The sequence below is a fragment of the Dyadobacter sp. HNCC25DJ183 genome (genome assembly GCF_056895175.1).
Window position 1 is genome coordinate 259,013 of the sequence record NZ_JBXHAP010000003.1, and the last position, 20,845, is coordinate 279,857.

The following is a 20,845-nucleotide window of genomic DNA, read 5'->3' on the forward strand; positions in this document are numbered from 1 at the left end:
CACTTATGGAGCGCGTTGCATTGTTTCCCGGTTCTTTTGATCCATTTACGAGAGGACACGAGGATATCGTTCTGAGAGGATTGCGGCTCTTCGATCAGGTCGTGATCGGTATCGGTAATAATGCGACAAAGAAGCGGTACTTCGCGCTTGACGTGATGAAGGAAATGATCGAGAAGACGTTTGCTTCTGAAAAGAATGTAAAGGTGATTACCTATGATGATCTCACCGCGCACACTGCCCGGGAGTTAGGCGCAACATTTCTGCTCCGGGGCCTGCGAAATACCACTGATTTCGAGTATGAAAATGGCATTTCGCAGGTGAACAGGTATTTATATGAAGAAATTGAAACTGTCTTCCTGATCACTTCGCCAGCACTGGCGCCGATCAGTTCCAGTATTATCCGCGACTTGCACCGCTACGGCCAGCAGGTTGATAATTTCTTACCCTACTCACTTTCCGAGCTGAACCAAATCAACTCACAGATTTAGCACTACTTCCCTGATTTTTTTACGCGCATTTTATTGAGACTGTCGAGGACAAAACGGATCGAACTGTAAGAGTTGATCAGAAGCGGCTTTGCATCCTCCGGCGAATACCAGTCGAGCTTTTCGATCTGTTCTTCTGCCTGCGGCGTCATTTTAGAATCGTCGATACTGTCGCAGAGGTACCATTTGGTACGTTTCAGAATGCGGTTGTTATTGAGTGTATAAGTATGCCAGGTAGTGCAGATTTTAGATTTGATAATTGATTTTACGCCTGTTTCTTCTTCTATTTCGCGGATAGCGGCAGTTCTTGAATCTTCGCCTTTATCCAGCTTTCCTTTCGGCAGGTCCCACTTTTTGCGGCGGTACATAAACAGCCATTTCCCGTCTTTCACAACCACGCCGCCTGCGGCTTTGATTACTTTGTACTGCCCTTTGATCTTATCTTCAATGTCGCCTTTCTCTTTTGTCGCCATTGTAATCGAGAGCATTTGCCGCGGGAAGTCTTTTTCCAGCAGCTGTACTACCTGCATGACCGTGGTCGCAGTTGCATTGAGGAACAAAGTATGCCCGGTTAACATGCTCTTCTGCAGTTTTTCAAGTCGTAAATCCACGATCTGATCAAACTGGGATGTTTCCGGGGAGAGCTGATTAGTCCGTACAATTTTGAATGGACGGTCGTCAAAAAAAATGGTCATTTTTCAAATGGTACGTGAATCGGGGTCAAAATTAAGTAAAGTGTTTAGTTTAGACAGTGATTATTATTGATAAATTTGTAACCATATCAAATACACAGTTCTTGGAACTACTGATTATTTTACTACTTGTGCTTCTCAATGGTATCTTCTCCATGTCCGAGATCGCACTCGTGTCTTCCCGAAAATCCCGCTTAGAAGCAGCTGCCAAAGGTGGCGATGCCAGTGCAAAAGCCGCATTAAACCTTGCCAATTCACCCACACGGTTTTTATCAACAGTTCAGATCGGTATTACGTTGATCGGACTTTTAACAGGTATGTACAGCGGGGACAACATTACCGCTGATTTTGAAGGTTTTATCAATACGGTACCTTACCTGCAGCCTTACAGTCACTCACTGGCGGTAGGAAGTGTACTCGTTTTCATTACTTACCTGTCCCTTGTTTTAGGCGAGCTTGTACCGAAACGCATCGGTATGTCGAATCCCGAGGCGATTTCGAAAGTAATGGCCACTCCGATGAACCTGCTTTCAAAGGTTACCGCGCCTTTTATATCCTTGCTCGGTATTTCGAGTGATCTCATTATTAAGGTCTTAAATATCAGACAGAGTGAGAATGCAGTAACAGAAGAGGAGATCAAGAGCCTGATCCAGGAAGGAACTTCGGGCGGTGTTTTCGAGGAAATCGAGCAGGAAATTGTGCACAATGTATTTCAGCTTGGCGACCGCAAGGTTACTTCCCTGATGACCAACAGGCAGGAGATCGTGTGGCTGGATTTGGAAGATACAGTCGAAGAAAACAAGGCCAAGATCTTCGAAAGCCGCCATTCCATTTATCCCGTTTGCCGCGGCACTGTCGATGATGTGGTCGGGTTGGTTTATGTCAAAGATCTGATCGCGACCGACATTGAATCCCAGCTGGCTACATTGAATACCATTGCGCGTGACCCTGTGTACCTGCCGGAGAGTAACCGCGCTTACCAGGCTTTAGAGAAGTTCAAACAGCAGCGCGTGTACTTCGGGATTATCGTCGATGAATACGGTGGAATGCTGGGGATACTGACCATGCACGATATTATGGATGCATTGGTAGGTGACATTTCCGAAGATATCGAGGAAGCCTCAGAGATCGTGAAACGCGAAGACGGAAGCTTTTTGATAGACGCCCAACTTCCATTTGACGATTTTATCCAGTATTTCAGCATCAATCTTCCCGAACCGGATCGCCGGGAGCTTGTTGGTTTCAATACGCTCGGCGGATTTGTGCTGCATATACTTGAAAATATCCCTGCAACCGGCGAGAAATTCAGCTGGCGAAACTTCGAGTTTGAAGTGATTGATATGGATCGCAGCAGGATTGATAAGTTATTAGTTGTAAATCATAATAAGGAAGAAGAATCAGAAGAATAATATGCTAAACGGTTCAGATATCAGTAAAAGAGTAGCAGAACTATTGCTTGAAGCAAAAGCGATCAAGTTGAGCCCTGATAAGCCATTTCAATGGAGTTCAGGCTGGTTATCACCTATTTATTGCGACAACCGCGTTGCATTGTCTTACCCCGACACCCGCACATTCATCAAGAAAACGCTGGCTGATCTCGTGCGGCAGGAGTATCCTGGCGTGCAGGCGGTAGTTGGCGTCGCGACAGGCGGCATCGCACAAGGTGCATTGGTAGCCGACTTACTTGAACTGCCTTTCGCTTATGTACGTCCTGAGCCAAAAAAGCACGGAATGGGCAATCAGATTGAAGGCAGGCTCGAACCTGGTCAATCCGTGATCATTATTGAAGACCTGATCTCGACAGGCGGAAGTTCACTGAAAGTAGTAGACGTGCTCCGGGCTGCCGGGATTGAAGTGGCGGGTATGATCGCGATTTTTACTTACGGATTCGAAGTTGCAGCGAATAACTTCAAAGAGAAAGACGTGAAGCTGAGCACGATCAGCAACTACAATGCATTGATCGAAGCCGCATTGGAACACAATTATGTCTCTGCGTTCCAAGTAGAAAGCCTGAGCGCCTGGCGCGAAGCGCCGGATCAGTGGGGAAGATGAAATTGACTTCGGCTTTCGGCTTTCGGCTTTCGGCAATCGGCTTTTTTGTCTGATAGCCGAAAGCTGACAGCCGAAGTAAGACTAGCTTCTATGATTATCCAACTTCTCAAATAGTCCTCCAAACGCTTCTTCCTTTACACCATCTGATTTCAGGAATTCGTGGGGGAAGCCTAGTTCGATCTTACTTACTGCATTCAGTTTTTGTAATGCAGCTTCGGGTAACGAAAAGTCCAGGCAGCCCAGCGAATCTTTAATCTGTTGTTCTTTGGACGCGCCTATAATCGGGATCATCACCTGATTACGATGCCTGGTCCAGTTGATCGCTACCTGCGCCGGGGTAACCCCCAGTTCGTTGGCGACATCCACCACAGTTTGCGCAATAGTGCTACTATGTTCGCTGCGGCGGGTGCTGTGGTCGGGTACCCTGCCATTTTCTCCCCGCAAATATTTTCCTGTCAATGCGCCACCGCCGATTGCGCCCCAGGGGGTAACCGCCAGATCCAGCGCTTTCGCCATTGGAAGCAGGTCGCGCTCAGGTGTTCTTTGCAGCAGGGAATATTCAAACTGAATGGCCGCAAATGCATTCCAACCTCTGAAATCGGCGATTGTATTTGCCTGAGAAACAATCCAGGCGGGTGTATCGGAGATACCGATATAATGTACCAAACCCCGGGTTACAAGATCATCCAAACCCCGCATTACCTCTTCTGTCGGCGTTGTATTATCCCATAAATGTACCCAAAGCAGGTCAATGTAATCGGTATTGAGCCTTTTCAGACTGGAAGTGACCGAGCGCATCATGTTCTTCCGGTGGTTGCCTGCGAAGTTCAGGTCGTCATTTTTGTCTTTAAGAGTGTATTTGGTAGCCAGTACCCACCTGTCCCGGTCGCTTTCAATGAATTCGCCTACATACTTTTCGGAAGAACCTTCTGTGTATCTGTTTGCTGTATCGATGAAGTTACCTCCTGCGGCAGCAAATGCTTCAAAAATTTTATAACTCTCATGTTTATCTGCCCCCCAGCCCCATTCTTTTCCAAAGGTCATAGTTCCAAGGCAAACCTCTGAAACCCTAAGCCCTGATCGGCCCAATAATTGATAACGCATATGCAACTGAAATTAGATTTTAAGCAAAATATAACAGTGAACGATGATCGTACAGGGTTATATTTTATGGTGCAAAGTTATACCCTTACCACTCAAATGTATTTATATTGTGACCAAATTTGAATCTTTTTCACCCCGCCTAAATGATAGATGTTGCTTATCCCTACTTTGATACCAATCTGAGTTGGCTGTCCAATAACTACCGATTTTTACTGGAAGCGAACGACGAAACAGTGCCGGTGAGGGAGCGGCTCCGCTTTCTTGGAATGTATGCTTATCAGACCAAGGAATTTTACAGGGTCAGGATTCCAAATCTCCTGGCTATGTGCGAAGTCAGCAATGATATCCGTTCAAAATTGTATCTTTTCCCCGAGTCTCTGCTCGAACACGTAAGCGAAACCATTGAGAACCAGCTGCGTGAGTTCAATGAGATTCTGACAGGGAGTATTTTGCCGAGCCTCAAAGAGCAGGGAGTACATTTATATTACCGCGAAGCTTTTGCAACGGAGCACCTGCCGTTTATCAGGAAGTTCTTCATTGACAAGCTTTTCAGGTATTTGCAGCCTGTGTTTTTAGATGCCAAACGATCATCTAAAACGCCGATTTTTGAGTCCAAGCAGCTGTACCTGGTCGTGCGCCTGCAGCATTCGGAAGACTCTGAGGAGGATTGGTATGCAACGGTGAACATACCTTCCGAGCCTTTCGGGCGATTTCTGGAACTGCCTGAATGGGAAGGAAAGAAGCACGTGGCTTTTATGGAAGATATTATCCGTGAAAACCTGCCACTCCTTTTTCCCGGTTTCAGTGTGCTTGAAAGTTACACAGTGCGCGTAGAGCGGGAAACGGAGCTGTCCATTGAAGATGAATACCCGATGCAAATCGCGCAGCGCATTCTCAAACAGCTTGAAAAGCGCAACTTCATTCAGCCGTCGCAATACTTTTATGAATCGGGAATGCCGCTTTATATGCGCGAATACCTCGTGAATAAGGTCGCAATACCAATGAATGAATTCCACGAGCGCGGCGATTATCTCTTTTTACAGGATTTTAGTCGTTTTCCTGCCCTGTCGCGCCGGCTCGACTACCCGCATCAGCGCCCGATCCATAATCCCGGTTTCGAGGAGAATACCTCCATTTTCGAAACCATCCAGAAGGGAGATCAGCTCGTGCACCTGCCTTACCAATCGTATGAGCCGATCGTGCGCTTTTTTAATGAAGCCGCAGTTGATCCGCATGTGCGCGAGATCCATGTTTCATTATACAAGATCAGCCCCAATTCTTTTATCCTGAACTCGCTCATCAGCGCTGCCCGGAATGGAAAGCGCGTAACCACTTATGTGGAGCTGAACAACAAAATGGATATTCAGGAAAACCTGCAATGGTCGAGGAAAATGCGTGATGCAGGCGTGAAGATCATCTTGAGTGTACCGGGGCTGAAAGTGCATGCGAAAATGGCGTTGATCAAGCGCAAGGTGCAGAAAGGGTGGGAGCGCTATGCATTCCTGGGTACCGGCGGTTTTTACAGACTTACCAGCCGGGAGATCGTGGATCATGCTTTACTGACGAACCACCGGGAGCTAACCAACGAACTGGAACTGCTCTTCGGCTATTTGTCCACCCAGGACGAGCCTAAAAAATACAAGTACCTTCCATTCAACTACCTTTTCGTAACGCAGTTTACATTGCAGAAAAAGTTAATGGATCTGATAGACCGCGAGATCGCGAACTGCAATGCAGGCCTCAAATCTTTTATTAGCATTAAAATAAACCAGTTGCAGGATCACATCCTGATCGACAAGCTGTACCAGGCCGGACAAGCCGGAGTACCGGTGCATGTAATGGTGAGTGAAAGCTGTGGTTTGATTTCCGGGTTACCCTCGATCAGCGACAATATCATCGTAAGCCGCCACGTCGACCGCTATCTTGAAAACACGCGGATCTTCCATTTTGCGAATCGCGGCAACGATGAAATTTTCCTGAGCTCCTGCGACTGGACCCACCGGAACCTGCACCGGCGCATTGATATCTGCTTCCCTGTACTCGACGAGCAGCTAAAAAATCAAATGCGCATTGTACTCAGGAACTATGCAAATGATAATCAGAAGTCGGTGCGGCTTGATTTGTACCAGAATAACCTCAGGATTGGAGAAGACGGGCGCGGGAAAGTGAGAGCGCAGGATGCAAACTACCGCCTGGTTGAAAAAATTGAGAAAGGCGGGCCAATCAGGAAACCAGAATAAACGCATTAAATATGGGTAAAAAAAATTTTTCAGCTGTAAAATTTTCTAACCTGCGCCTGGATTTCACGGACGCACTTTGTTGTAAAAAATCATAAAATCGCAATGAATTTTTACAAATTAGCCGGGTCCTTCTCTTGAGCAGTAAGTTGTATATCACTATATTTGAAAGACATCATTCTCACTCAACCCCAAAATACTACCTAAGCATGGGAATAGTAGAACGAAGAGAACGACTCAAAATACAGGTACGTTCGGACATCGTTAAAACAGCAAAAGACATTGCCCGTGAAGACGGATGGACTGCTGTCTCGATTCGCAAAATTGCTGACGTAATTGAATATAGTCCCCCCATTCTGTACGAATATTTTGATAGCAAGGACAAGCTTCTGGAAGCGATCCGTCTGGAAGGGTTCGACCATTTGCAAGCCGAGTTTATCAAGATAAAGGGTCATTTCAGTAATCCTCAAAAGCAGCTTGTGGAAGTAGCCCAGAAGATCTGGAACTTCGCTGTCGAAAATCCGGAGGTATTTCAGGTGATGTTCAACCTGGAAGGAGCTTATTGTGATTCTAAAAAGGCTTTTTCGCAGGCAATGAGCATCAAAGGAAACCCGGTTTGGGAAATGATCGCCGGTCTTCGTCCCAAGTCAGGAGAAGCGGTAACCAAGACTTACTATGAATGGTGGTGCCTGACCTTCGGTTTTATAGGTATTACCATGACAACTCAGCCGAGATATGCATTTTCCCAGGCTGAGCCGATATATATGGAAGGAGTAAGAAGATTTATCCGCAGCATTATGTAGTTGCGGCAGATTGAGGGCGTATCTCTATTTTACTTTGGTGATAAACCTGGGAAAATGGAGGTACGCTTCTTACTAACCAGGCATTTCCGCCAATGATTGAATCGTGCCCGATTACAGTTTCTCCCCCCAGGATCGTGGCATTTGCATAAACAACCACGTTGTCTTCGATAGTAGGATGGCGCTTGCGTGATGCTAGCGACTTGGAAACGTGCGTTGCGCCAAGTGTAACCCCCTGATATAATTTTACATTGTTCCCGATGTGCGTCGTTTCGCCGATCACAACTCCGGTACCGTGGTCTATGAAGAACGAGTGACCTATAACTGCATTGGGATGGATATCAATTCCGGTCTGCCCGTGTGCGAATTCAGTCAGCATTCTGGGCAATAATGGGATACCGCATTGCGCAAAAAGGTGGGCGAAGCGGTAGGTAGCGATCGCCGTGAACCCGGGGTACACCGCAATTACTTCTTCGATACTCACCGAAGCCGGATCATTGTCGGTAATGGATTTGGCGTCTTTCAGGAGCATCTCGTAAATGTCCGGAATGCCTGAAAAGATATCGTCCAGGATCTCGTCCGTGCCTTTGTCCAGCTCAGGCAACAATGGCTGCAGCATATAATCCAGGTCCTTTCTAAGGTCTGCATATTTCATCGCCAGGTCTTTAGATGGACAGCTTGGACAATCCTGACTAATTGGAAACAGGAAATTGATCAGGTTCTGAATGAATTTCCCTGCGTCTTGTCTGGATGGAAGCTTGTAGCGGTATTTTTCATTTTGCTCCGTGAGGCGCTCGAAAAATGTGTTCTGGTGGCTGGCAGTCATTAAGAAAGTAGATTGAGTCGCAAGTCTGAGATAGTAGGACGTTTCGTTTTTCAACAACAAAGAAACGGCGGGAAAAATTTGTTTGTTTTAATTTCTTCAAAAAAAACCAAATAACGGCACGCTTTTTGACCTTTTGATCGTATATTAAGTATCCTGTGGATTGTAAATGCAGTAACAATACCTTGTATGCCTCGTTTTAAATTCCTTCGGACAGTCGCCTTATTGCTATTTATCTCGGCCTCACTCAGCTCCTGTTTTTCGAAATACATTATCTCTGCGAAACAGGTCAGAAAGCATTACGCCCAAAAGAAAGTCAAACCCACAGAGCGTATTATCAGGAATGACACCCTTTCACTCTGCATTGCCAGCGTGGGAGCGGATACCTTACCAATGCTGTTGCTGATCCACGGCGCTCCCGGTTCGCTTTGGGGATATATGAATTTAATGGATGATGAAGATTTACAGAAACGCTTTCACATTGTTTCGGTTGATCGGGTGGGTTACGGGAAATCAAGACTTAAGAAAAGACGGTCTGTAACTTCTATCGCTACTCAGGCAAATGCATTGCTGCCCGTTTTTGAACTGAATAAGAGCAAAGAAAAAGTAACGGTATTAGGTCGTTCTTACGGTGCGCCAATCGCTGCAAAGCTGGTATCTATGGTACCTGACCAGGTGAAAGAGCTTTTCATGGTTTCACCTGTTATCGATCCCGAGAAAGAGAAATTTTACTGGTTTTCTAAATGGGGCCGGAATTCCTTTATTCAGCTGTTTTTGCCGGGTGAGTTCAATACTGCTACTGCAGAGAAATACAGCCATTCAGACGAGTTGAAGAAGCTTTTGCCTGTCTGGAATAACCTGCTTGTTCCTACCACAGTAATTCAGGGCGGAAATGACTGGATCGCTGATCCGGGTAATATTGATTTTGCCAAAAAACACATTAAAAGCAAGAGAGCGCAGTATATTTTCCTCGATAATGCAGGTCACATGATCACCTACACGCATTTGTCGATGATCAAGGAAATGCTCCTGAAAGGTTTGCTTTTCAAAGACCACATTACTTCGGTCGATCTTACGCCCAACTTGCCGGAAGTTTCAGGGAATTAATCAGCGTATTACTTTTTGAGTTGCCGAATGCGTCGCATTGTCTGCACGGATCAGGTAAATTCCATGCGCCATGTTGCGGAGATCGAATCGTTCCTGAACAGAGATAACGGGTGTCTTTGATGATATTTCCCGCAGAATCCTTCCATGCAAATCAACTAGTTGCAGGCGGATCACAGCCCTCGTTTTGCTGTATGCTTTTACCGTAACAAAATCCTCGGTTGGTACAGGAAAAGCTTCAAGCGCCATGGAAATTTCGGGAGATTCTACCTTTGGAACAGATGTCAGCGGGTTACCATATTCTACTGATTCATAAGGCGGGATTTCAACAGGAGGACCCGGCCTGTCTACTACCGCAATGCTGCCCTCGCGATAGCTTTCGGATATAATTACACCTGCTCTCCATTCCGTTACCAGCATCGCAAAAAGGTAGTTTCCAACAAGCTCCGGGGCGGTCCAAATCAGCTTCTTGGAAACAGGATCTATCTTGAATGTACCATTGCTCGTAATTTCATTTGGAAACAAATACCTGTTGTCGACCATGCGCACACCGCAGGTGCCGGGAGAAGCTTTGCTCAGTTTGTGGACTTTTACACTGACACTGTCTGAATCGGCAACAGTCGGGGTCAGGTCTACTGAAAAAACCTGCTTTACGCCGGCATCAAAATTCAGGTATGGTAAAACAGGCGTCGAGTTTGGAGACTGAGTGTCAATGACGGTCCACAGGAATGCGGGTGTCATTTCTGATCTTTCAAGATTTAGAAATCCAGCGGTGCGGTTATCAATGGAAGTAGATATCTGAAAAATTCCTGCCGTGGGGTAGGTATACTGTCCCACAAAGTCTGCAACAAGTACGTTAGCGTTGCTGGGAAGTGGGATCGTCTTTGCTCTGGTCAGGTTTTTCGTAGCCCCGTTGCCAAGGCAAACCGTAACTTGACCCATTGCATCTGTGGCTCCCTGACCTGATTGAATATCGAGATAAACTCTGACCGTAATCTCGTATGTCTGCCCTGAAACATGCTTCGCCATGATCTCGCCGCCCTTAAAATGGGTAGCATAAGCTGCGTTGCAAAACAACGCTATCAGAAAAAGTATTCCGTAGATTGATTTCATAGAGAGAAAAGGCGGCGTTAAGTTACATACTGAATTGACAACGTTTAAAGCTGGCTGTTTTGTATGGTTACTAACGTAAACTAATGCATAAAAATCAGCATTTTTCCCGACTTGGTTTTTAGGCTCGTTTGTAGCCGAAAATCAGTCTTTATAGATCAGTACCTCACTTTTTCCATCGCTTTTTATATACCCCCGGTACATTCCTTCGCTGTTGAAAGGCATGGCAATGTTTCCATTCCTGTCAAGTGAGATAATCCCGCCTTCTCCGCCGCGTTCAACCAGCTTTTTCATCACTACTTCATTCGCTGCACTCTCCAGGGAAAGACCTTTGTATTCCATTAACGCAGAAATATCGTGCGCAACCACCGAGCGGATGAAATATTCGCCGTGTCCCGTTGCTGAAACCGCGCAGGTGGCGTTATTGGCGTAAGTACCGGCGCCGATAATCGGTGCGTCGCCAATGCGACCGTATTTTTTATTTGTCATACCTCCCGTAGAAGTACCTGCTGCCAGGTTACCGTATTTGTCCAGAGCCACACAGCCGACTGTCCCGAACTTCCGGCCTTCTGTGAAAATCAGCTCCTCTTTCAGCAGCCCGCCAGTCTTGGGTGCTTTCCTGATCTGCTTTTCTTCTTTGGCGTCGTGGTCTAGCTCTTGTTTGTCAGTGGCTTTTGCTTTTTCCAGCGCTTTAAAGCGGGCTTCGGTATAGAAGTAGGAGGGGTCAACAATCTCCAATCCCTGTTCTTTCGCAAACTTTTCAGCGCCTGCGCCGGCCATCATCACGTGCTCCGATTTATTCATTACCGCAATTGCCGCGCTGATTGGATTTTTGATATTGGTAACGCCTGCAACTGCACCTGCTTTCAGCGTTTTTCCTTCCATTATGGAGGCATCGAGTTCATTTTTACCATCATTGGTGAACACAGCACCCTTACCTGCATTAAACAGGGGAGAATCTTCCATGACGTGAATTGTAGCTTCCACCGCTTCCACGCTCGTACCCCCTTTTTTCAAAACCGCATAACCCTTTTGCAATGCCTCGTTCAAAGCGGCTTTATAAGCTTTTTCCTTTTCAGGGCTCATGTTGGCGCGCGTAATGGTACCGGCTCCGCCGTGAATAACAATGGTTATTTTATCTGAAAAATCCTGCGCAAAAGCCGGGAGACTGAGCACGGAAAGGAGCATTGCAGAAAGTTGTTTCATGATGTTGTAATTAGAGTGACTTACTCAAATCTAATAAGTAATGTTTGTATTTCCGGCGCAGTCCGTATTTTCATTGTTTCAAAAGCAGGTGTGCCAACGTACTTTCAATTCACAGTAAAGTGCATTGGTGCGACCCTTTTGAGATAACTAGCTTAATTATTTTTCAGTAATCCTTAATTGAATGAAAAAAGTACTCCTTTACCTTGGCGCCCTCTTATTTACGGCTCCGATCCTGCAAGCGCAGAATGCGGCTGAATGGAAGTATAAACAGGGTAAAATCGTCACGCAATGGGCCGACAAAGTGTTGCCTGCAAACGTGCATTCGGAATATCCCCGGCCACAGCTGGTACGCGGCAACTGGCAAAATATCAATGGTTTGTGGGACTATGCTATTGTGCCGCAAGCCAGTGCAGAGACAAAACCAGCTGCATTTGAAGGTAAGATCCTGGTTCCTTTCGCAGTGGAATCTGCATTGTCGGGCGTGGGCCGTACAGTTGGTAAAGACAGTGTGCTGTGGTATCAGCGCACTATTGATTTTTCCCCTAAACTGAAAGACCAGCGGGTGCTGCTGCATTTCGGGGCTGTTGACTGGAAATGTGATGTAATCGTAAATGGAAAATCGGCAGGTACGCACCAGGGCGGTTACGATCCTTTTTCTTTTGACATTACCGATCTTTTGGTTAAAAAGAAGCAGCAGGAAATTACTGTAAAGGTATGGGACCCGAGCAGTGACGGGCCGCAGCCGCGGGGCAAGCAGATCAAAAATCCGCACGGGATCTGGTACACGCCTGTTACGGGTATCTGGCAGACTGTGTGGCTTGAAACTGTGCCTACTACCTATATTGCCGCATTGATGCCGGTACCTGATATCGACAAGCAAATGGTACGCATTACATCCGACATCAAGAATGTAAAAGAGGGTGATAAGCTCAGGTTCACCGCATTCGACGGCAGTAACAAGGTAGCCGAGCTGGAAGTTGCCCCCAATGCCGCTGCCGATCTGAATATCGCAAATCCAAAATTGTGGTCGCCGGATAGTCCGTTTTTATATGACCTGACCGTGGCACTGGTCCGCAAAGGGAAAGTGGTTGACGAGGCGAAAAGCTATTTCGCAATGCGAAAGATCGCCATGCAGGCGGATCAGAATGGGATCCAGCGTATGACTTTGAACAATCAGTTTTTGTTTCAATACGGACCGCTTGACCAGGGCTGGTGGCCGGACGGACTGTATACTGCGCCAAGTGATGAAGCCTTGAAGTTTGATATCGTGAAAACGAAGGAAATGGGCTTTAATATGATCAGGAAACACGTCAAAGTGGAGCCTGCGCGCTGGTACCGCCATTGCGACAAGCTGGGTATGCTGGTTTGGCAGGATATGCCAAGCGGCGATCTGGGAAATGACTGGGGGCAGCACCCGGGCGTTACAGGTAACGAAACCGAACGCAACCGCACCCCGGAATCTGAAAATATCTACAAGACAGAATGGAAGGCTATCATGGATGCTAACCGCTTTTTTCCTTCAATTGTGGTGTGGGTACCTTTCAATGAAGCTTGGGGACAGTTCAAAACAGAGGAAATTACAGAGTGGACGATGAAGTACGATCCGAGCCGCCTGGTAAACAGTGCGAGTGGCGGTAATTTCTTCCCGGTCGGCCACATTATCGACCTGCACAACTACCCTGCGCCGGCCATGCCAAAACCGGAGTTGTTCGGACAGAAGCAGATTATCGTTTTAGGAGAATTCGGAGGACTTGGGCTACCGGTTGACCAGCATACCTGGCAGCAGAAAGACAACTGGGGATACCAAAGCTTTAAGAACCAGGAAGACCTTTACAAACGTTACGAAACGTTCATAGGCAGGTTTGAACCACTTATTAAAAAGGGATTGTCTGCCGCAGTCTACACGCAAACGACCGACGTGGAAGTAGAAACTAATGGGTTGATGACCTACGACAGAAAAGTCATCAAATTCCCGGAAGCGAAACTAATGCAGATCCACAAGGCGTTGTATGATCCGTCTTGGGTGAAGATGGGTAAGTAGAAGGAGGAAAGGGATGAAGGAGGAAGGGGAGGAAGGAGGAATGGGAAAAATATCCATCCTCCCTTTCTTCCTTTTTCTAGCCCTTCATCTGCGCTTCCACGACTGCTATCGCTACCATATTTACGATTTCTCGAACGGAGCTCCCTAGTTGTAGTACGTGAACGGGTTTTTTCATTCCCAGCAGGATAGGTCCGATTGTTTCCAGTTCGGCTGCTTCTTTCAGCAAGTTGTAGGCGATGTTGCTGGCAGACAGGTTCGGGAAGATGAGCGTATTCGCGCCTCCTTCAACCAGGTCGCTGAATGGATGGTTTTCCTTCAACAGTTCTGTATTGAATGCAAGGTGCGCCTGCATTTCACCTTCCACTACCATGGACGGGTTTCTCTTCTTCAAAATCGCAGTTGCTTCGCGCATTTTCTCCGCGTCTTTTCCACCCGCACTTCCGTAGTTGGCATAAGTTACCAATGCAATTCTTGGCTGGATATTGAATCGCTCTACTGCTTTTGCAGTGAGTTCGGTTATTTCAACGATTTCATCAACTGTCGGATCAAGGTTCACGGTTGTATCCGAGAAGAAAAGCGGTCCGCGTGGCGTAAGCAGAATGTACATACCCGCCACCTTGTTCACGCCAGCTCCTTTACCAATTACATGCAGTGCCGGACGGATCGTGTCCGGATAAGTACGCGTAAGTCCTGAAATGAATGCATCGGCTTCGCCATTCTCAACCATCATAGAACCGAAGTAGCTCTTGAAGTAGATCGTCCGGCGGGCTTCTATCGGCGTCAATCCTTTACGCTGTCTTTTTTCGTAAAGTTTGGCTGCGTAGGTATCGATGATATGCTCGTTTTCTTCTGCACGCGGATCTACAATAGATACGTCGCCAAGATCCAGCTTGCTCTCACGGATCAGGTGAAGGATTGTTTCCTTGCTTCCCAACAGGATTGGTATCGCAATTCCCTCGTCACGCACCTGCTGCGCGGCCCTTAAAACCTGGATATTTTCTGCATCCGCAAATACAACACGTTTTGGAGCAAGTTTGGCTTTGTTCAGGATTACCCTTGAAATCTGCTCATTGCGGCCGAGGCGGCTGGATAGTTCCTGTTCGTAAGCATCCCAGTCCGTGATAATCTTCCGGGCTACTCCCGTCTCTATCGCAGCTTTTGCAACAGCGGGTGCCACGGTAGTCAGCAGGCGAGGATCTACCGGTTTAGGGATAATGTAATTTTTGCCAAAAACGATATTTGTTTCATTGTAGGCGAGGTTCACGATATCAGGAACAGGCTTCGTAGCCAGATCCGCCAGCGCGTGTACAGCGGCAAGCTTCATTTCCTCGTTGATCTCAGTAGCTCTTACGTCCAGCGCACCGCGGAAGATGTAAGGGAAACCCAGCACGTTGTTAACCTGGTTAGGATAATCCGAGCGGCCGGTGGCCATGATCACGTCTTCTCTCGCTTCTACCGCGTCAGGGTAAGGTATCTCCGGGTTCGGATTCGCCATTGCAAGTACAATGGGATCTTTCGCCATGGATTTCACCATATCTTTCGAAACGATATCGGCAGTTGACAAGCCAAGGAAAATATCGGCTCCTACCATCGCTGCACCCAGCGAGTCATAAGAAACATCGGTCGCAAACTGCTTCTTCATCTCACTCAGGTCCGTGCGGCCGTTGTGAATATGTCCTTTTGTATCAAACATAGCCACATTCTTGGGATCAACACCTAGTGAAATGTAGAGTTTGGTACAGGAAACTGCCGATGCGCCGGCACCGGAAACGACCACGCGGATTGATGAAATGTCTTTTTTTACGAGCTTCAATGCATTGAGCATAGCAGCGGCGCTGATGATAGCAGTACCGTGCTGATCGTCGTGCATGACGGGGATATTCAGCTCCTTTTTCAGGCGGGCTTCTATTTCGAAGCATTCGGGAGCTTTGATATCTTCAAGATTTACACCTCCGAAAGTAGGTTCAAGGATTTTGACGGTGCGGACAAATTCATCCACGTCTTTGGTATTTAATTCAATGTCAAAAACGTCGATATCAGCATAAATCTTGAAGAGCAAACCCTTTCCTTCCATAACAGGTTTGGAAGCTTCCGGGCCGATGTCGCCCAGACCAAGAACCGCAGTTCCGTTGCTGATTACTGCGACAAGGTTACCCTTTGCAGTGTATAAGTAAGCATTTTCGACATTGTCGGCGATTTCAAGACAGGGCTCTGCAACTCCGGGAGAGTAGGCCAGTGAAAGGTCTCGTTGCGTGCTGGTTTCCTTGGTCGGAATAACCTGGATTTTACCCGGCCGGCCCTTGGAGTGGTAGTACAGCGCGTCTTCTTTTCTGATCTTTTTGTTCATACCTGTGTAGCAATTATTTCGTGCTAAGGTACAAACATTAGGTTCACGCCAATGACTTTTACGCGGCTATTCACAGTAAAATCATCTGTCGCCAGATCAGAAATCGCGAAGTGAATTGTTGGTGGAAGGAAGGTCTTTTTCGTTGAAAGAAGGACTGTTGACCAATTTTTTCTTCTCTTTCACCATTACAGTGCGTTTCTTGAGAATATATGCAAAAAGCATGTACACACCGAACATTCCGATGTAAATGTACATGGAAGCTGTGTTGGTGATGTCGCCGTGAAAAGCGAAGAAAAGCGCAGTGTTAATGATGGTCACCATCCACAATGTAAATGAAGCCCAGAAGTGGTTAAGGCCGTTATCAATCAGAATATGGTGCATGTGGTTACGGTCTGCAACGAAGGGCGAGCCTCCTTTTACAATCCGCACGATGAACACACGCAGGGTATCAAAAATTGGAACGATCAGCAGGACCATCACGATGATAGGTGCATTGAAATATGCATTGGGATCGTGCAGGTAGCCTACATTCAATGACAGGAATTCAACAGAGAAAATAGAAAGCAGGTAACCCACGATCAAGGAGCCGGTATCGCCCATGAAGATCTTGCTGGTCTTCGAGAAGTTAAACCGCAAAAAGCCAAGCAGTGACCCCGACATTGCGAACGCGAGGCAGCCGAATGAAAAGTGGTCATTTAGAATAAACCAGATCCCGAAGCCAAGTCCGGCAATAAGACTGATTCCACCCGCGAGACCATCGATCCCGTCGATCAGGTTAATTGCATTGATAATAGCGATGAAGATGAATACGGTAAGGGGAATGCTGACGAAATCCGAAACAGTATGAATGCCGAATATGCCGTAAAAATTATCAACCTTAAAGTTGCCCATTGCTACAAGAATAAGCGAGGCGAATATCTGAATGATCAGCTTTTTGGTAGGATCTACTGCCAGGATATCATCTTTGATACCAAGAAAAAACAAAATAATAACCCCCGTCATCGCGAGGCTGATCAGGTTGGAATCAAGTATATTTTCAGAATGCGGCCACAGGAAATAGGCGATCAGGGTAGCTGCAAAAATAGCAATCCCGCCGAGGGTCGGTGTTTCTGTCTCGTGAGAGCTCCTGAAACCCGGCTTGGCTGTCAAATGCAGCAGGTTTGACAAATTGATAATGATCGGAATGGAAATGATCGAAAGAAAACAGGCGATCAAAAATGACAGCAGGCATTGATACACATCATGGTGAATGATGTTGCTGAAGTTGCCTTCGCTTAATATCTGAAGAGGTAACTTTAATTCCATAGTGTCTGCCTTATTTATGAAGTGTAAGAACGAGCAAGAGTAAAATCCTGGTCAAAAGACGTAAATTACTTTAATATAAGAAATATACAAATAACCGGAACCTAAATTATTTATTAAGCGGCTTTGTGTCCATTTGTTATTTCACGATAAACTGGAAGATCTTTCTCAGTGGCTTCAACCACAAAGTGTAAAAATGCGGTTTCAAACCGTTTGTCTTCCAGGCTTTAAGATCATTTCTATTCGCGAGTATCCTGTTTTTGAAAGAACTGTTACTGACCCCGCCGCTTCGCATTTTGACGAGTACTTTGGGCAGGTAACCAATTTTGATTTCTGCCTTGTGTACAAATCTGAGCATAAGCTCATAGTCTGCTGCACTCCCCAGGTCAAGCCTGAACTTTCCGTATTTGTCATACATTTCCCTGCGCACAAAGAATGTGGGATGGGGCGGCATCCAGCCATTTAAAAATGAACCTTTCTGGTACAATCCCGAAGTCCATCTCCGCTTGACGATCTCGCCGTTTGTAAAATCAACATACTCCAGATCTCCATAACAAGCGTCGTAGTTTCCTGTTTTGATCAGATTTACAACATCTGAAATCACGGTCGAAACAGCATAGAAATCGTCTGAATTCAAGATACCGATGATATCTCCAGTTGCTAATTGTATGCCTTTGTTCATCGCGTCGTAAATTCCCGCGTCTTTCTCGCTCACGAATTTGCTGACTTTATGTTCAAAGGATCTCACAATATCCTGCGTCCCATCCTTGGAATTACCGTCGACTACAATGTATTCGATATCGGGATAATCCTGGTTGACAATGGATTCAATGCATTGCCGGATGGTTGAAGCTCCGTTATATACGACGGTGAGTATGCTTACTTTCAATGCGTTATAGTTCTTGTTTTAACATACTTTGCCGGATTACCCTGGTAAATTCCGTTTGCTTCCAAATTTGCAGTAGCAACAGAGTTTACTGTTAATACTGCGTGGGAGCCAGCTGTTACGCCTGGACAAACCGTTGCCTTCGCACCGATCCACACTCCTTTCTCAAGCGTAATCGGCTTCACTATGAGGTCAAACTGGCTCTTTGTATAATCGTGATTTCCGGTTAGCAACATGCAACCCTGTGACAGGCAGGCATTTGATTCAATAGTCACCATTGTGAGGTTGTCAATCCACACATTTTCACCGACCCAGGTATTGTCTCCGATCGACAAAAACCAGGGATACTTGATACTCACTTTCGGCTTGATCACAACGCCTTTTCCGATTTTGGCGCCGAATAATTTCAGCAGCCAATTCTTGAATGACGACGGATAAGGCAGGTGTGTGTTCAGGAACAGGCGGCCGGTAAAATACCAAAGGATCTGCTTGACAACATTCCCCGGCTTGTACCAGCTGTTGTCATATTTTGACAGATCGGTTTGGGCTTTTAAGGTCTTTTCCATATTCCGTTCTGAAATGTGTTATAATCTGCTCTTTGTCGCGACCTGCACGGTAGTACACTTCGTATATCTTGGCATCAACCAGGAACCTGTACCAGAATCCCTGTAAAAAGTGCCAGATCAATCCTTTGACGCCATCCAGAAAACCCAGTTTCAGGAAGTACCGGAAACTGAAATAGACGAATGGTCTCGTAAAAAGGGGCATTTTGGCATACTTCACTTTAAGGTAACGCGTGCGCTGCTCCTGGCTTCCCCAAAATTTCGGATCGACAGTTGGTTTGCTGTCAAAATTATATTTAATGTTCAATAAATCAATGACTTCCCGTATTGCATAATTGTTATGCTTTTGGGTCCACCAGGTGAGGTTATTGAGGTTATGATCAACTATATCGTGATTGAGATTGGCAGTAGTTCCGCTGCTGAGCTTGATGTGCTCGTCCATCCACAACTCCTCGCAGGTACCGGTGCCGCGGCGCCAGAGCCTCAGCAGCCAGATCGGATAGTAACCGCCGCGTTTGATCCATTTATCCATGAAAATGACGCGCCTTTTTACATATAACCCGGAGACGGAATCCGCAACCTGCGAGAGTCCCGCATTAAGTTCGGTGGCAAGTTCCGGTGTGATGTACTCGTCTGCATCCATTCGCATCAGCCAGGCTGTGTTGAACGGATTGTTGGCGATGCCGAAATTGAACTGGAAAGAGTAGGATACCCACGTATTCTGAACCACGGTAGCGCCGAGGCTCTCGGCAATCGCAACCGTATCGTCCGTGGAAAAAGAATCGACAATAAAAATCTTGTCTGTTATCTGATGAAGACTTTTAATGCACCGCCCGATGTGTTTCGATTCATTGTGGGTCAAAATTATGACCGATAAGTCAATCATATCCAGGTATAACGTTTCCGGTTTGGTTTTTAGCGGTTACTTAAATGCTCAAAGATAGCTGCTTTTTTTAACTTTCTTGTATTCTTCCAATAACTGATTGGCAACCACTTTGATGTCAAAATTTTCAGTTACCATCTTATAGGCGCGATTTGCCACGTTATCGGCGTAGCTTTTATCTTGTAATATTTTAAGAATGCCCTCAGCTACTCCATCGGCATTCAGCGGTGTCAGAAACGCTGCATCGTACCTTTTAATGTAGTCGCCAAAGCCAACCCTGTCGGACACTACTGCCGGGATTTTGCAGGTCATTGCTTCCAGGACCGCAATCGAAAATCCTTCGGAGTAGGAGGGAAGAACAAACAGTGACGCGTCCGAAAATGCCTCTTTCTTGTCAGTATCCGTCAGCATGCCAACCAGCTTAATGCGTTCAGATAGCTGGTGTTTCTGGATAAATGTTTCACACTCGGCCTGGTAACCATCGTCGGGCCCGGCCAGGATCAGGATCGCGTCCGGTACCTGTTTGAATATTTTATTGAAAGCAGGAAGAAGCAAGTCCAGCCCCTTTTTGATATTCAGCCTTCCCATGAAAAGAACGAGCTGCTTATTATCCGGGATCTGATGTTTGCGGCGGAAAATACCTTTCGCAGGAAGGTTCTGATAATCCGTGAGCTTCATTCCGTTCGGTACGATCACCATGTTTTTGGGCCGGTAACCGAGATAACGTACCACATCTTCTTCCTCGTCGGTATTGTTGATCTGGATCAGGTCTGCTTTGCCGAGCAGGCGTTTTTGGTAAAGTGCGGTAACGATCTGCTTTTTCCACTTGCTGTGTGCCACCGCCCATTTGTCGAGCAAGCCATGAATGGTGATCACTTTCACGGCCTTGTTGGGGATCAGAAAAGGCGCCAGACTGCCGAAATGCCAGATACCGTGCATGTGAACCACGTCGTACTCGTGGATATGCGCTTTCAGATACTGATACATTTCGAGTGAAAACTCGCGATAGATATTGCTCAAAGGCGTCGTTCTCGCACAGGGGATCAGGCGAGCGCCCTCGGGAGCGGGGTACATTTTTTCGCCTGGCGTCATCGGGCTCAGTATATCCACCTGGTGCCCCTGCGCCAGCACTTCCGTAGTGTGGTCGTAAATGATCCGGGCCGGTCCGCCGATTGCCCAGGTATATGCACAAATATTTAAAATCCGCATT

18 protein-coding genes are annotated in these 20,845 nt (G+C 46.6%); 7 read left to right on the forward strand and 11 right to left on the reverse strand.

Annotated elements, in window-relative coordinates; all coding sequences use genetic code 11:
* The first annotated feature begins 5 nt into the window (after positions 1-5).
* Positions 6-488 (forward strand): pantetheine-phosphate adenylyltransferase, encoded by a 483-nt coding sequence (coaD, locus tag AC1XTG_RS08565; protein WP_484841666.1) that lies wholly within the window; start codon positions 6-8, stop codon positions 486-488.
* A 2-nt stretch (positions 489-490) separates the two neighbouring features.
* Here coaD and AC1XTG_RS08570 read toward each other — a convergent pair whose 3' ends face one another.
* Positions 491-1,180, reverse strand: coding sequence for an NUDIX hydrolase (locus tag AC1XTG_RS08570; protein WP_056289803.1), 690 nt, complete (start codon positions 1,178-1,180; stop codon positions 491-493).
* 101 nt (positions 1,181-1,281) lie between these two features.
* Between AC1XTG_RS08570 and AC1XTG_RS08575 the strand changes: the two genes are divergently transcribed.
* Together AC1XTG_RS08575 and pyrE are read left to right on the forward strand one after the other, a co-directional pair.
* Positions 1,282-2,586, forward strand: coding sequence for a hemolysin family protein (locus AC1XTG_RS08575; RefSeq protein ID WP_082489363.1), 1,305 nt, complete (start codon positions 1,282-1,284; stop codon positions 2,584-2,586).
* Between the two features lies 1 nt (position 2,587).
* Positions 2,588-3,229 carry an orotate phosphoribosyltransferase gene (gene pyrE / locus AC1XTG_RS08580; protein WP_484841667.1) on the forward strand — a complete coding sequence of 214 codons (642 nt, stop codon included), beginning with the start codon at positions 2,588-2,590 and terminating at the stop codon, positions 3,227-3,229.
* 81 nt (positions 3,230-3,310) lie between these two features.
* On the opposite strand, the gene AC1XTG_RS08585 is transcribed toward pyrE, so the two are convergent.
* Positions 3,311-4,333 (reverse strand): aldo/keto reductase, encoded by a 1,023-nt coding sequence (locus AC1XTG_RS08585; RefSeq protein ID WP_484841668.1) that lies wholly within the window; start codon positions 4,331-4,333, stop codon positions 3,311-3,313.
* 143 nt (positions 4,334-4,476) lie between these two features.
* Between AC1XTG_RS08585 and ppk1 the strand changes: the two genes are divergently transcribed.
* Both ppk1 and AC1XTG_RS08595 read left to right on the forward strand, forming a co-directional pair.
* Entirely contained in the window at positions 4,477-6,573 is a 2,097-nt protein-coding gene (gene ppk1 / locus AC1XTG_RS08590; protein WP_484841669.1) for a polyphosphate kinase 1, read from the forward strand.
* A 206-nt stretch (positions 6,574-6,779) separates the two neighbouring features.
* Complete coding sequence (locus tag AC1XTG_RS08595) at positions 6,780-7,373, forward strand: TetR/AcrR family transcriptional regulator (RefSeq protein ID WP_031527272.1); 594 nt, start codon at positions 6,780-6,782, stop codon at positions 7,371-7,373.
* On the opposite strand, the gene epsC is transcribed toward AC1XTG_RS08595, so the two are convergent.
* Positions 7,366-8,196: a serine O-acetyltransferase EpsC gene (gene epsC, locus AC1XTG_RS08600; RefSeq protein ID WP_484841961.1), complete on the reverse strand. Its 831-nt coding sequence runs from the start codon at positions 8,194-8,196 to the stop codon at positions 7,366-7,368. The genes AC1XTG_RS08595 and epsC overlap by 8 nt on opposite strands.
* A 186-nt stretch (positions 8,197-8,382) precedes the next feature.
* Here epsC and AC1XTG_RS08605 point away from each other — a divergent pair, with 186 nt between their 5' ends.
* On the forward strand, positions 8,383-9,300 hold the full coding sequence (locus AC1XTG_RS08605) for an alpha/beta fold hydrolase (protein WP_056289783.1): 918 nt from the start codon (positions 8,383-8,385) through the stop codon (positions 9,298-9,300).
* Here AC1XTG_RS08605 and AC1XTG_RS08610 read toward each other — a convergent pair whose 3' ends face one another.
* Positions 9,301-10,410, reverse strand: coding sequence for a T9SS type A sorting domain-containing protein (locus tag AC1XTG_RS08610; protein ID WP_056289781.1), 1,110 nt, complete (start codon positions 10,408-10,410; stop codon positions 9,301-9,303).
* A gap of 141 nt (positions 10,411-10,551) precedes the next feature.
* Positions 10,552-11,613 carry an isoaspartyl peptidase/L-asparaginase family protein gene (locus AC1XTG_RS08615; RefSeq protein WP_484841670.1) on the reverse strand — a complete coding sequence of 354 codons (1,062 nt, stop codon included), beginning with the start codon at positions 11,611-11,613 and terminating at the stop codon, positions 10,552-10,554.
* A 181-nt stretch (positions 11,614-11,794) separates the two neighbouring features.
* Here AC1XTG_RS08615 and AC1XTG_RS08620 point away from each other — a divergent pair, with 181 nt between their 5' ends.
* Positions 11,795-13,654, forward strand: coding sequence for a glycoside hydrolase family 2 protein (locus AC1XTG_RS08620; protein ID WP_484841671.1), 1,860 nt, complete (start codon positions 11,795-11,797; stop codon positions 13,652-13,654).
* Between the two features lie 76 nt (positions 13,655-13,730).
* Here the strand turns inward: AC1XTG_RS08620 and AC1XTG_RS08625 are convergent, their stop codons facing one another.
* The 6 genes from AC1XTG_RS08625 to AC1XTG_RS08650 all read right to left on the reverse strand — a co-directional run bounded on the left by AC1XTG_RS08625 (position 13,731) and on the right by AC1XTG_RS08650 (position 20,844).
* Positions 13,731-16,001 (reverse strand): NADP-dependent malic enzyme, encoded by a 2,271-nt coding sequence (locus AC1XTG_RS08625; RefSeq protein WP_484841672.1) that lies wholly within the window; start codon positions 15,999-16,001, stop codon positions 13,731-13,733.
* 96 nt (positions 16,002-16,097) lie between these two features.
* Positions 16,098-17,306 carry an MraY family glycosyltransferase gene (locus tag AC1XTG_RS08630; RefSeq protein ID WP_056289768.1) on the reverse strand — a complete coding sequence of 403 codons (1,209 nt, stop codon included), beginning with the start codon at positions 17,304-17,306 and terminating at the stop codon, positions 16,098-16,100.
* 136 nt (positions 17,307-17,442) lie between these two features.
* Positions 17,443-18,192: a glycosyltransferase family 2 protein gene (locus AC1XTG_RS08635; protein WP_484841673.1), complete on the reverse strand. Its 750-nt coding sequence runs from the start codon at positions 18,190-18,192 to the stop codon at positions 17,443-17,445.
* Positions 18,189-18,755, reverse strand: a complete 567-nt coding sequence (locus AC1XTG_RS08640) for a putative colanic acid biosynthesis acetyltransferase (protein WP_056289762.1) — start codon at positions 18,753-18,755, stop codon at positions 18,189-18,191. The genes AC1XTG_RS08635 and AC1XTG_RS08640 overlap by 4 nt, the downstream gene beginning before the upstream one ends.
* Entirely contained in the window at positions 18,712-19,638 is a 927-nt protein-coding gene (locus AC1XTG_RS08645) for a glycosyltransferase family 2 protein (RefSeq protein ID WP_484841674.1), read from the reverse strand. Before AC1XTG_RS08645 ends, AC1XTG_RS08640 begins: the two co-directional genes overlap by 44 nt.
* 48 nt (positions 19,639-19,686) lie before the next feature.
* Positions 19,687-20,844, reverse strand: coding sequence for a glycosyltransferase (locus AC1XTG_RS08650; RefSeq protein WP_484841962.1), 1,158 nt, complete (start codon positions 20,842-20,844; stop codon positions 19,687-19,689).
* Between the last annotated feature and the right edge of the window lies 1 nt (position 20,845).